The 12,916-nt window shown below is 66.4% G+C and carries 10 protein-coding genes; 6 read left to right on the plus strand and 4 right to left on the minus strand.

Annotated elements, in window-relative coordinates; all coding sequences use genetic code 11:
* Positions 1–9: 9 nt before the first annotated feature.
* Positions 10–930 (minus strand): lysophospholipid acyltransferase family protein, encoded by a 921-nt coding sequence (locus E4S58_RS05170; protein WP_136635270.1) that lies wholly within the window; start codon positions 928–930, stop codon positions 10–12.
* 410 nt (positions 931–1,340) lie between these two features.
* On the opposite strand from E4S58_RS05170, the gene E4S58_RS05175 reads away from it, so the two are divergent.
* The 4 genes from E4S58_RS05175 to E4S58_RS05190 all read left to right on the plus strand — a co-directional run bounded on the left by E4S58_RS05175 (position 1,341) and on the right by E4S58_RS05190 (position 5,928).
* A complete protein-coding gene (locus tag E4S58_RS05175; RefSeq protein ID WP_136635271.1) occupies positions 1,341–3,302 on the plus strand; it encodes a heme lyase CcmF/NrfE family subunit in 1,962 nt (653 codons plus the stop codon).
* Positions 3,303–3,316: 14 nt separating this feature from the next.
* Positions 3,317–3,781: a cytochrome c-type biogenesis protein gene (locus E4S58_RS05180; protein WP_136635841.1), complete on the plus strand. Its 465-nt coding sequence runs from the start codon at positions 3,317–3,319 to the stop codon at positions 3,779–3,781.
* Between the two features lie 66 nt (positions 3,782–3,847).
* Positions 3,848–4,624 (plus strand): enoyl-CoA hydratase-related protein, encoded by a 777-nt coding sequence (locus E4S58_RS05185; RefSeq protein WP_136635272.1) that lies wholly within the window; start codon positions 3,848–3,850, stop codon positions 4,622–4,624.
* A gap of 155 nt (positions 4,625–4,779) precedes the next feature.
* Positions 4,780–5,928, plus strand: a complete 1,149-nt coding sequence (locus tag E4S58_RS05190) for a Hint domain-containing protein (protein ID WP_136635273.1) — start codon at positions 4,780–4,782, stop codon at positions 5,926–5,928.
* Positions 5,929–5,994: 66 nt separating this feature from the next.
* Here the strand turns inward: E4S58_RS05190 and gltA are convergent, their stop codons facing one another.
* Both gltA and gltX read right to left on the minus strand, forming a co-directional pair.
* On the minus strand, positions 5,995–7,290 hold the full coding sequence (gene gltA / locus E4S58_RS05195) for a citrate synthase (RefSeq protein ID WP_136635274.1): 1,296 nt from the start codon (positions 7,288–7,290) through the stop codon (positions 5,995–5,997).
* A 75-nt stretch (positions 7,291–7,365) separates the two neighbouring features.
* Positions 7,366–8,775: a glutamate--tRNA ligase gene (gltX, locus tag E4S58_RS05200; protein WP_136635275.1), complete on the minus strand. Its 1,410-nt coding sequence runs from the start codon at positions 8,773–8,775 to the stop codon at positions 7,366–7,368.
* A gap of 77 nt (positions 8,776–8,852) precedes the next feature.
* Here gltX and E4S58_RS05205 point away from each other — a divergent pair, with 77 nt between their 5' ends.
* Positions 8,853–10,904, plus strand: a complete 2,052-nt coding sequence (locus E4S58_RS05205) for a ComEC/Rec2 family competence protein (protein ID WP_240789463.1) — start codon at positions 8,853–8,855, stop codon at positions 10,902–10,904.
* A gap of 36 nt (positions 10,905–10,940) precedes the next feature.
* Here the strand turns inward: E4S58_RS05205 and lexA are convergent, their stop codons facing one another.
* Positions 10,941–11,642, minus strand: a complete 702-nt coding sequence (gene lexA, locus E4S58_RS05210) for a transcriptional repressor LexA (protein WP_136635276.1) — start codon at positions 11,640–11,642, stop codon at positions 10,941–10,943.
* Positions 11,643–11,854: 212 nt separating this feature from the next.
* Between lexA and E4S58_RS05215 the strand changes: the two genes are divergently transcribed.
* Positions 11,855–12,874 (plus strand): LLM class flavin-dependent oxidoreductase, encoded by a 1,020-nt coding sequence (locus E4S58_RS05215; protein ID WP_136635277.1) that lies wholly within the window; start codon positions 11,855–11,857, stop codon positions 12,872–12,874.
* Positions 12,875–12,916 lie beyond the last annotated feature (42 nt).

Here is a 12,916-nt window from a genome sequence, read left to right on the forward strand (position 1 = left end):
CGCGGGCCGTCAATATACCCGGCGCGGTTCGTCGCCGGTGCGGTGCTTATCTTCGAATTCAAACCCATATTCAAAGGATTTGAGAGGCTGCGGCGAAAGTTCGTACGTGCGCTTGCGCAGGAAATCCATCAGCGCCTTGGTGTCCTTGATATAGGGCGCAAGGTCGGTGCGGGTCAGCGGATCACCGATCACCACCTCAACGGGCGTGCCGACGCGGGATCGGAATTCCTTGATCAGAAGCCCCATGCGCAGGGTCGAATGCAGGTGCGAGGCCAGCTGGAACAGTCGCGAGGTATGGCCCGCAAAGAACATCGGCACCACGGTCGCTTCGGATTTCGCGATCATCCGGGCGGTGAAACCGCGCCAGCCCGGGTCCATCGGCTTGGAGAACGGGCGCAGCGCCGTCGACACGGTGCCGCCGGGAAACACGCCGATCGCGCCGCCGTCGGCCAGGTAGCGCAGGGATTCCTTGCGGGTTTCGATGTTCTGCTGCACCGCTTCCTTGGTCTCGTCGAAGGAGATCGGCAGGATGATCTTGTTGATGTCCTCGGCCTTGCGGAAGACGCGGTGTGCCAGGATGCGGAAGTCGCCGCGCTGCTGCTGCAGCACGTGCCCCATCATCAGCCCGTCAAGGATGCCATAGGGGTGGTTCGCGATGAGGATCAGCGGCCCGGTGCGGGGGATATTGTCAAGCGACCCGCCGGTGACGCGCAGCGAAAGCCGGTAGCGGTCGACCATGACGGACCAGAAATCGCGGCCGCTTTCGACCTCTTGCGCATAGCCGTCGGCGCGTTTGATCAGGCCGGGGCGGCCGGTCATGTTCTCCATCACCCGGATCAGCGCGCGTCCGCCCTTGGTCGCGGCGGAGTGCGCGTAAGAGATGTCGCGGGCGATCTGCCGGTTCGAAGGTTTGTCGATCTGGGAGGTCATGGCGTTGCCTCTGCGGGATTGGGACGAATGTAACCGCTGCCCGCGCGTGTTTCCAGAGCCGGAGGCCCGCCGCGCAGGATGTCGGCAGGCCATATGATGCTTTCGTGACGCCTTTGTGACGGGGGGTGAGCGGGTGGGGCAGTGTGCGGAGCGGCGGGACGGGGTCCTTTATGCGGACCCCCTCCCTAACCCTCCCCCGATCCGGGGGAGGGGACTGTGTTGCGTGGGGCGTCGGGTGTGGCGTTGTGCTCTCGGGGCAGGGCGCGCACCGTTTCCACCGGGTGCGCGGCCATTCCCTCCCCCGGATCGGGGGAGGGTTAGGGAGGGGGCCACCGACCCGCGACAATGTGATCCGGCCCAAGCGCGCGAAGTCGTTGGCGCTTTTCCGGGGGCGGATTATAACCTTCGGCATGGTTACAGAACTTGGTCACTTCGCCCTCATCCTCGCGCTTGTCGTGGCGCTTATCCAGACCGTCGTGCCGTTGATCGGCGCCCACAAACGCTGGCCGGGCTGGATGGCGGTGGCGGAACCTGCCGCCAACGCGCAGTTCCTGCTGGTCGGCTTTTCGTTCGCGGCCCTGACCTATGCCTTTGTCACGTCCGACTTTTCGCTCAAGCTGGTGACGGACAATTCGCATTCGCTGAAGCCCATGCTTTACAAGGTGACGGGCGTCTGGGGGAACCACGAGGGCTCGATGCTGCTGTGGATCCTGATCCTGGCGCTGTTCGGCGCCTCGGCCTCGTGGTTCGGGGGGGCGCTGCCGCCCACGCTGAAGGCCCGCGTGCTGGCGGTGCAGGGGGCGATCGGGTTGGCCTTCCTGGCCTTTCTTCTGTTCACCTCGAACCCCTTCCTGCGGCTCGCCGTGCCGCCGATGAATGGCCATGACCTGAACCCGCTGCTGCAGGATCCGGGCCTCGCCTTCCATCCGCCTTTCCTCTACCTCGGCTATGTCGGGCTGAGCATGGCCTTCTCATTCGCCGTCGCCGCGCTGATCGAAGGCCGGGTGGATGCCGCCTGGGGCAGGTGGGTCCGCCCCTGGACACTGGCCGCCTGGGTGTTTCTGACCATCGGCATCGCGCTTGGATCCTGGTGGGCCTATTATGAGCTTGGCTGGGGCGGCTTCTGGTTCTGGGACCCGGTCGAGAACGCGTCGTTCATGCCCTGGCTCATCGCGGCGGCGCTGCTGCATTCGGCCATCGTGGTGGAAAAGCGCGAAAGCCTGAAAAGCTGGACGATCCTTCTGGCCATCGTCGCCTTCGGGTTTTCGCTGATCGGCGCCTTCATCACCCGCTCGGGCATCATCACCTCGGTGCACGCTTTCGCGACCGACCCGGAGCGCGGGGTCTTCCTGCTGGCAATCACGGCGCTGTTCATGGGCGGCGCGCTGACGCTGTTCGCCGCCCGGGCAGAGGTGCTGTCGTCGAAGGGCGTCTTTGCCTTGATGAGCCGCGAGAGCATGCTGGTGCTGAACAACATCCTGCTGGCGGTCGCGGCCTTCGTCGTCTTCGTCGGCACGGTCTGGCCGCTGATTTCCGAACTGCTGTTCGACCGCAAGCTGTCGGTCGGGGCACCCTTCTTCGACATGGCCTTCACGCCCTTCTTCGTGGCGCTTGGCGTGGCGCTGCCCCTGGGCGCGCTGATGCCCTGGAAACGCGCCAAGGCGGGCCGCGCCCTGCGGCAGCTGGTGCCGGCGCTGGTGCTGGCCGTGGCGGTGCTGGTGCTGATCTTCGCGGTGCAGACTGGGCGCAGTGCGCTTGGACCCGTGGGGCTGATGCTGGCGACATGGCTGGTGATCGGCGCGGGGATCGATCTGTGGGCGCGCAAGGGCAAATCCGACTGGCGCCGCCTGCTGCGGCTGCAACGGTCGGATTACGGCCGGGTTGTCGCCCATGCCGGGCTGGGCGTGACCATCGCCGGTGTCGCCGGGCTGACCGCCTGGCAGACCGAGGATATCCGCGTCATGACCGAAGGCGACAGCCTGACGCTGTCTGGCTACACGATCACGCTGGACGCGGTCGAACGGGTGCAGGGGCCCAACTATATCTCGACCACCGGGACGGTGCGGCTGGCCAAGGGCGACCGCGCGATTGCGACGCTCTATCCCGAGAAGCGGTTTTATCCCGTGGCGCGGATGCCCACGACCGAAGCCGCCATCGACGGCGGGCTGATGCGCGACGTCTACGTGGTGATCGGTGACCCGCAGGACGGTGGGGGCTGGGCCTTCCGCACCTACGTCAAGCCGCTGGCGAACTGGATCTGGGGCGGGGCGATCCTGATGGCCCTGGGCGGCGCGCTGAGCCTGAGCGACCGCCGGTATCGCGTGGCCGCAGGGGCACGCAAGGCGCCGATGCAGGGGGTGCCCGCGGAATGAGACGGATCTGGGCCATGGTGCGTGAGATCAAGCACCCCACGGCGCTGGCGCTTCTGATCGCCCTGGCGACGACACCCGCCATGGCGGTGCAACCCGACGAAATCCTGGCTGATCCGGCGCTGGAACATCGCGCGCGTGAGATCTCGAAGGAACTGCGCTGCCTGGTATGTCGCAATGAGAACATCGATGACAGCAACGCCGACCTCGCCCGCGACCTGCGCCTTCTGGTGCGCGAAAGGCTGACCGAGGGCGACACCGACGATGAGGTGATCGATTTCGTCGTCGACCGGTACGGCGAATACGTGCTGCTGAACCCGACGACGCGCGGGTCGAACTGGGTGCTCTGGGCTGCGGGGCCCGCGATGCTGGCCCTGGCGCTGCTGATCGGCGGGCTGTTCCTGCGCCGCCGCGCCGCCGCCCCGGAACAGGAGTTGTCCGAGGAAGAAGAGGACCGGCTGCGCCAAATTCTCGATCGGTGACGGAGGGTTTCTCTTGCCCCTGCCGGGCAATCTGATTGGATCGGCCCCCAGACAGGAGGGCCCGCCATGAGCTACGACACCATCACGCTTGAGATCGACACCGACACCGCCGTCATCCGGATGAACCGGCCGGACAAGTACAACGCGCTGAACAGCCAGATGCGGGCCGAACTGGCCGACGCGGTGCGCACCGGCGCACGGGACGCGCGGGTCGTCGTGCTGACCGGCAACGGCAAGGCCTTCTGTTCGGGCCAGGATCTGAGCGACAGCGGCGACATCGCCAACCCTGACCTCGAACGCACCCTGCGCGACGAATACCAGCCCCTGATCCGCGCGATCGCCGAGGCGCCCGTGCCCGTGATCGCCGCCGTGAACGGCCCGGCCGCCGGGGCAGGGGCCAATATCGCGCTGGCCTGCGACGTGGTGATCGCGACCGAAAGCGCCTACTTCCTTCAGGCCTTCAGCAAGATCGGCCTGATCCCCGATGCAGGGGGCACCTATGTGCTGCCCCGGTCGGTCGGCACGCCCAAGGCCATGGGCGCGGCGCTGTTCGGCGAAAAGATCAGCGCGCGGGACGCCGACGCCTGGGGCATGATCTGGGAAGCCGTGGCCGATGACGCCTTCGAGGCTACCTGGAAGGCGCGCGCGGCGCAGCTGGCCAGCGGCCCGACGGTTGCCTTCGCGCGCATCAAGGACGCGATCCGGGGCAGCTGGCACAACGACCTGCAGCAGCAACTGGACCACGAGGGCAAGGCCCAGGGCGCCTGCGGCGGGTCGCGGGACTTCAAGGAAGGTGTGATCGCCTTCCTTGAAAAGCGCGCGCCGAAATACGAGGGGCGGTGATGGCCACCGGTGCGCGCAACCTGAGGGTGTAAAGCGACAAGACAATGACCCGCGCGGCCCCATTATTGTCGCGCGGTTTCCGCAATGCCGCCGTTGCACATCTGTACACAGGTATGGGGCGCAGATGACCCTGCGCCGTCGAAACCTGTGGATGTATGGCGAACAACGTAACCATATCAACGCTCTATCTGGGCGCCTTGGCGGATCTCGACACGGACGAGACCGACAAGGATATGGAATCGCCGGGCAGCCTGATCGGCACCTATGGGTCCGTTGGCACCCCCCTATACAAAGGCCGCACCGATGTCGTGACGAACAGCCCGCCGGATGGCTTCGGGGTGGACGACGACAATTCGGTCACGGCCGATCACAGCGACAACGGCACGCCCGACACGATCAGCTATGACCTTGGTGGCGGGCCCGTCACCACGCAGATCGACAGCATCGCGCTGGTCACCGGCACGATCACCTTCAACGACGGCACGACGCTGACCGACACTTTCGCGGTGTTCCAGGACCAGACCGGCGCACTGTTCCTGACGATCTACGACAGCCAGGCGACGCTGGACGACAAGGGCGTCGTGTCCTTCCAGATCACCAGCGTCAACAGCAGCGGCTATGACGCGCTGAACCAGTTCACCCGCGACGACAATTCGTTCGTGCCCTGCTTTACCGGGGATGCGCGGATCCTGACTCCCACGGGCCCGGTTCCGATCAAGAAGCTGCAGGTGGGCGACCTGGTCATGACCCGGGACCACGGGCCGCAGCCGATCCGCTGGATCGGGTCGACCCAGATCGGGCGGCGGCGGCTTGAGGCCGAACCCAACCTGCGCCCGTACCGGATCAGGGCCGATTGCTTCGGGCCCGGCCTGCCGGATCGGGATCTGACCCTGTCACCGCAGCATCGCGTGCTGACCGGCGGCAAGCTGATGGCGCAGATGTTCGGCGAGGACGAGATGCTGATCGCGGTCAAGCACCTGGCCAAGGTCAACAAGGTGCAGCAGTGCAAGGTCAAGGGCGGCATCCGCTATCGTCACATCCTGCTGGACCGGCACGAGGTGATCTATGCCAACGGCCTGCCGACCGAGACCCTGCTGATCGGGCAGGAGGCGCATCGCAGACTGCCGCGCAGCCTGATGCAGGAGATCGAGGCGGTCTTCCCGCATCTCGCCCTGGGGCCGGCGGCGCATCCCCCGGCCCGGACGCTGGCACGTGGCCATCACGGGCGGCTGCTGACCGAACGCCTGCGACGTCGGCGCGCCCACGGCCGCAGCCATGATGCGACGGTCATCGCGGTGCGCTGACCCCATCCCCGCAAACGAAAACCGCCGGACCCATGGCCCGGCGGTTTCCTTCAACTGTCTGACAGATCAGCGATTTTCGACATCGACATAGTCGCGCTGCGTCGGGCCGGTGTACAGCTGACGCGGGCGGCCGATCTTCATCTGCGGATCTTCGATCATCTCTTTCCACTGCGAAATCCAGCCGACGGTGCGCGACAGCGCGAAAATCGGCGTGAACATCGAGGTCGGGAAGCCCATGGCCTCGAGGATGATGCCCGAATAGAAGTCGACGTTCGGGAACAGCTTCTTCTCGGCGAAGTAGGGGTCCGCAAGCGCCTGCTTTTCCAGTTCCTTCGCGGTGGCGAGGATCGGGTTGTTTTCCACACCCAGCAGGTCCAGCACTTCGTCCGCGGACTGCTTCATCACCGTCGCGCGGGGATCGAAGTTCTTGTAGACGCGGTGCCCGAAGCCCATCAGGCGGAACGGATCGTTCTTGTCCTTGGCGCGGGCGATGAATTCGGGGATGCGGTCGGGCGTGCCGATTTCCTTGAGCATCTCGAGGCAGGCCTGGTTGGCGCCGCCGTGCGACGGACCCCAGAGACAGGCGATACCGGCCGCGATGCAGGCAAAGGGGTTCGCCCCCGACGAAGACGCCAGACGCACGGTCGAGGTCGAGGCGTTCTGTTCGTGATCGGCGTGCAGGGTGAAGATCCGGTCCATGGCGCGCGCCAGGATCGGGTCGACGTGATATTCCTCGCACGGGACCGAGAAGCACATGCGCAGGAAGTTCGACGCATAGTCCAGATCGTTGCGCGGGTACACGAAGGGCTGGCCGATCGAATACTTGTAGGCCATCGCGGCGATGGTCGGCATCTTGGCGATCAGGCGGATCGAGGCGACCTCGCGGTGCCAGGGGTCCGAGATGTCGGTGCTGTCGTGATAGAAGGCCGACATCGCGCCGACGACGCCGGTCATGACCGCCATCGGGTGCGCGTCACGACGGAAGCCGGTGAAGAACCGGTGCATCTGTTCGTGCACCATCGTGTGGTTGGTCACGCGCTTTTCGAAGTCTTCCAGCTGCGCGGCGGTCGGCAGTTCCCCGTAAAGCAGCAGGTAGCAGACTTCGAGGAAGTGCGATTTGCCGGCCAGCTGGTCGATCGGGTAGCCGCGGTGCAGCAGCACGCCCGCTTCGCCATCGATATAAGTGATGGAGCTGTCGCAGGACGCGGTGGAGGTGAAGCCCGGGTCATAGGTGAACACGTCTGCCTGACCATAGAGCTTGCGGATGTCGACCACATCGGGCCCGGCGCTCGGCGAGAGGATCGGAAGATCGTAGGTCTTGTCACCAATGCTGAGCGTTGCCGATTTGTTCGTGTCTGTCATACTCTTCCCTTCTCTCTTCCTTCCGCGCGTGGTCTTCGCCGCGCGCCCTTGTAGTCCAGGGGAGTTGCCGGATCCTTACGATCCCTCGGCCGTCCCCGCATCGTGCAGGCGCGCGATCACCTCGTCGCGCCCGAGAACCGTCATCATGTCGAAAACACTGGGCGTTGCGGCCCGTCCCGCCAGAGCTGCACGCAGCGGCCCCGCAAGCTGTCCGAACTTGAGCCCGCGCTCTTCGGCAAAGCTGTTCAACCGGCCCTCCAGTTCGTGACGATCCCACGTAGCATTTTGCAGCTGCGGCGTCAAATCGTTCAGTATACCACGGGATTCAGAGGTCAGGTTCTTCGCCGCCTTGGGTTCGATGTCGAGCGGCCGGTCGGCCAAGCAGAAGTGTGCTTTTTCAAGAAGTTCCGGGAACGTCTTGGCGCGTTCCTTCAGCACCGGCATGGCCGCTTCGACCAGCGCGGCCTTGGCCGGATCCAGTGTCGGCTGGCCGGTGGCCGCAAGGAAAGCCTGCAGTTCATGCAGCAGCGCAGCATCGTCCGAGGCCGCGATGTGCTGGCCGCAGATATTCTCGAGCTTCTTGAAGTCGAGCCGGGCAGGCGATTTGCCGATGCCTTTAAGGTCGAACCACTCGCGCGCCTGCGCATCGGTGAAGAATTCGTCGTCGCCATGGCTCCAGCCCAGGCGGGTCAGATAGTTGCGCATGCCCGCCGCCGGATAGCCCATGTCGCGGTATTCCTCGACGCCGAGCGCGCCGTGCCGCTTGGACAGCTTCTTGCCGTCGGGCCCGTGGATCAGCGGGATATGCGCATAGGTCGGCACCGGCCAGCCCATGGCCTCGATGATCGCCATCTGGCGCGCGGCGTTGTTCAGGTGGTCGTCGCCGCGGATCACATGGGTCACGCCCATGTCGTGGTCATCCACGACCACCGCCAGCATGTAGACCGGTGTCCCGTCCGACCGCAGCAGGACGAAGTCGTCCATCAAACTATTTCGGAATTGTACGTCGCCCTGAACGGCGTCGTGAACAATCGTATGACCCTCTTGCGGAAACTTAATACGAACAACAAAAGGTCGATCAGGATGAGTGGACGGGTCAGCGTCCCGCCACGGCGATCGAAAAAGCGCTTTTCCATCCTTGTTCGTAATTTTCTTCTGCTTTTCGATTTCATCCTGCGTGGCAAAGCACTTGTACGCTTTCCCGGCGTCCAGCAGCTCAAGCGCGACGGCGCGGTGGCGGTCGGCGCCTTCGGCCTGCGACACGGCTTCGCCATCGTAATCAAGGCCCAGCCAGTCCATCCCGGCAAGGATGGCGGCGGTCGCCTCGGGGGTCGAACGTTCGCGGTCCGTGTCTTCGATCCGCAGCAGGAATTTCCCGCCACGGCCACGCGCGTAAAGCCAGTTGAACAGGGCCGTCCGGGCGCCTCCGATATGAAGGAAACCAGTGGGGGACGGGGCAAATCGGGTAACGACCTCGGTGGACACGGTGGAGAAGTAACCTTTCGTTTACCAGGCGGGGCCAAGCTGTCGCAGTATCTAGCGGGCGATCACGGAGGAGACAAGTGCCGCACGGGGGCGCCGATGTGCTGCACCGCACAGCTGCTGTGCCGGCCGGGATCATCCTGGCGCAGCGCGGTCACCTGTTCCCGTGGGTGCCGGTGGCCCTGGGGCTGGGGATCGGCCTGTATTTCCTGGTGGACGAAGAACCCGACGTCACCCGGGTGCTGATGCTGGCCGGGATCGCCGCGCTGCTGTCGGGGATGGTGATCCTTGCAGGGGCGGTGCTGCGTCCGCTGGTCTGGGGTGTCGCGCTGGTCTGCGCCGGTCTGGCGCTGGCGGCGACGCGGGCCCAGATGGTGGCCGAGCCGGTGCTGGGCTGGCGCTATTACGGCGCGGTCGAGGGGCGGATCGTCGGCATCGACAGATCCGGATCGGACGCGGTGCGCCTGACGCTGGACCGGGTGCGGCTGGACAGCGTGTCGACCGCCAGAACACCGGCCCGGGTGCGCCTGTCCCTGCACGGGCAGCAGGGGTTCATCGACCCGGTGCCGGGGCTGACCGTGATCACCACGGCGCATCTGTCGCCGCCGGGCGGGCCGGTCGAACCGGGCGGCTTCGATTTCCAGCGCCACACCTGGTTCGATCGGCTGGGTGCCATCGGCTATACCCGCGTGCCGGTGCTGGCCCTGGCCCCGCCGCAGGCCGGAGAGACCCGGATCTTCACCACCCGCATGGCCCTGTCGGCCCGCATCCGCGCCGCCCTACCGGGCGAGACGGGGGGCATCGCCGCCGCGCTGATCACCGGCGACCGATCGGGTCTGAGCCTGGAGGTGACCGAGGCGCTGCGCCGCACCAACCTGGCGCATCTTCTGGCGATCTCGGGGCTGCACATGGGGCTGGTGGCGGGGTTCGTCTATGCCAGCCTGCGGCTGATCGGGGCGGCGGTGCCGCGCATCGCGCTCAATTGGCCGGTGCGGTCGATGGCGGCCATGGGCGCGCTGGCGGCGGGGGCGGGGTATCTGGCGCTGTCGGGCGGGGCCATCGCCACGGAACGCGCCTTTGTCATGGCGGCCGTCGCCTTTGTCGCGCTGATCGCCGACCGCCGGGCCATCACCCTGCGCGCGCTGGCGCTGGCCGCCCTGGTGGTGCTGATCCTGCGGCCCGAGGCGCTGTTGTCGCCGGGGTTCCAGATGTCCTTTGCCGCGACCACGGCGCTGGTGGCGGTCTTTGCCCTGCTGCGGGGCCGGATGACCGGTTGGCCGGGCCCCGTGAAAGCCGTGGCAACTGTGGTGATCTCATCCTCGGTGGCGGGGCTGGCGACGGCGCCGGTCGGCGCGGCGCATTTCAACATGCTGGCGCACTACGGGCTGATCGCGAACCTTGCCGCCGTGCCGCTGATGGGCGCGCTGGTGATGCCCGCGGGCGTGCTGTCGCTGGTGGTGATGCCCCTGGGGCTCGAGGTCGTGCCGCTGACCGTGATGGGCTGGGGGTTGGACTGGGTGCTGGGCGTCGCGCGGGTGGTGCAGGGCTGGGAGGGCGCCGTGGGTCACATGCCCGCGCCGGGCCCCTGGGTCCTGCCGCTTTATGCCGCGGGGGGGCTGATGCTGGCGCTGTGGCGGGGGCCGGGGTGCCTGGCCGGGGTGGTGCCGTTGATCCTGGCCGGGGTGCTCTGGGTCGGGGCCGAACGTCCGCCAGTCCTGATCGACGATGGCGGAGAGATCGTGGGCGTCCTGACCCCCGAGGGCCGCGCGCTGAGCCGGGACAAGGGCGCGGGATTTGTTGCCGAGGTCTGGCTTGAAAACGACGGATCCGGCTCGACGCAGGCCGAGGCGGCCGGGCTGTGGCCCGTTGCGGATGTGCCGGTGATCCACCTGCGGGGCAAGCGAGCGGCAGCGGCGGCGCAGTGCCGGGCGGGCGAGGTTCTGGTGTTGAACCAACCCGCGCCCAAGGGGCTGCCGTGCGAGGTCTTCGACCCGCCGCGCCTGCGCGACACCGGAGCCGTGGCCCTGCGCTGGACCCAAAGCGGCCTGCATGTGCAAACCGCCCGGGAGGTCTCCGGGCGGCGGCTTTGGAACGATCCGCGGGTGCGGGATGCGGCGTGGTTCCGGCGCTGAGGGGTAGGGCGCGAGGCCCCGCCACGACCGCCCGGATCAGTAGGTCCGGATCAGGCCGACCAGCCGACCCTGCACCTTCACCCGGTTGTCGGGCAGCACGCGGGTTTCATAGGCCGGGTTCGCCGCGACCAGTTCGATCTGGCCCGCGCGTTTGAAGAACCGCTTCAGCGTGGCTTCCTGGTCGTCGACCAGCGCCACGACGATATCGCCGTTGTCGGCCGAGCTTGTTTCCCGGATCACCACGACGTCGCCGTCGTTGATCCCGGCGTCGATCATGGAATCCCCGCGCACTTCCAGCGCGTAATGTTCGCCCTTGCCCGAGAGCATCGACCCGGGCACCGCCACGTGGTGCGACACCTGGTTGATCGCCTCGATCGGCACGCCGGCGGCGATGCGGCCCATGACCGGCAGTTCCAGCGCATGGACCGTTTCGACCGACATCGGCGCGCTGACATCGGGTTGGCGCGGGGTGGCGCCGCCTTCGATGACGCGGGGGGTGAAGCCCGAGGCCTCTCCGCCCATGCTTTCGGGCAGTTTGACGATTTCGATGGCGCGGGCACGATGTGCGAGGCGGCGGATGAAGCCGCGTTCCTCTAGCGCCGTGATCAGCCGGTGGATGCCGGATTTGGACCGCAGATCCAGCGCTTCCTTCATCTCGTCGAAAGAGGGCGGAACGCCGTCGCGCTGCACCCGTTTGTGAATGAACTCCAGCAGGTCCAACTGCTTTCTTGTCAGCACGGCACTACTCCCTCGTGTGTTTTATCGGGTCGTGTTGTTAACTTTTGTTCTACACGTGTTCACGTTTTGTGTCAACCGCGCCCTCCGCACCGGTGCACAGGGGCTGCGCGGCGGCGAAGGGCGCACCCCGTTGTCGCGTCGCGCGGTCCTTCATAGGTAGGGGGCAAGTGAAACCCGGCGCGGCATGACCCCGCGCCAGAAGGGAGCAAAAGATGAAAACCATTGGGTTCCTGTCCTTCGGGCATTGGTCCGATCAACGCGGCTCGGCCACGCGCACGGCCGGGGATGCGCTGCTGCAGGCGATCGACATTGCCGTGGCGGCCGAAAGCATGGGCGTCGATGGCGCCTATTTCCGCGTGCACCACTTCGCGCGCCAGCATGCCTCGCCCTTCCCGCTGCTCTCGGCCATCGCCGCGCGCACCTCGTCGATCGAAATCGGCACCGGTGTCATCGACATGCGGTATGAAAACCCGCTCTATATGGTCGAGGACGCGGGTGCGGCCGACCTGATCTCGCGCGGGCGGCTGCAGCTGGGCCTGTCGCGCGGATCGCCCGAACAGGTGATCGATGGCTGGCGGTATTTCGGTTATGCCCCGGGCGAGGACGAGACCGACGCCGACATGGCGCGGCGGCACACGCAGGTCTTCCTGCAGATGCTGGAAGGGGGCGGCTTTGCCGAACCCAACCCGCGCCCGATGTTCCCCAACCCGCCGGGCAAGCTGCGGCTTGAGCCGCATTCCGAGGGGCTGAAGGACCGCATCTGGTGGGGCGCCGGGTCGAACAAGACCGCCGAATGGGCCGCGATGATGGGGATGAACCTGCAAAGTTCGACCCTCAAGGACGACGAGACCGGAGAGCCGTTCCACGTCCAGCAGGCCGCCCAGATCCGCGCCTACCGCGAGGCCTGGAAGGCGGCGGGGCACAAGCGCAGCCCGCGCGTGTCGGTCAGCCGGTCGATCTTTGCGATCACCAACGACATGGACCGGATGTATTTCGGACGCGGCGGCAAAGAGGACGACAGCCTGGGCTACATCGAACAGCAACGGTCGATCTTTGGCCGGTCCTACGCGGACGAGCCCGACAAGCTGATCGCCCAGCTGGCCAAGGACGAGGCGATCGCCGAGGCCGATACGCTGCTGCTGACGATCCCGAATTCGCTTGGCGTCGATTACAACGTCCACGCGCTGGAAAGCATCCTGACGCATGTCGCGCCGGGACTTGGCTGGCGCTAGGGCATGGCCCGGTCCCCAAGGGGGCCGGGCGACACCGCAAGG

The sequence above is a fragment of the Pseudooceanicola onchidii genome, assembly GCF_004959925.1.
Lineage (GTDB): Bacteria > Pseudomonadota > Alphaproteobacteria > Rhodobacterales > Rhodobacteraceae > Pseudooceanicola > Pseudooceanicola onchidii.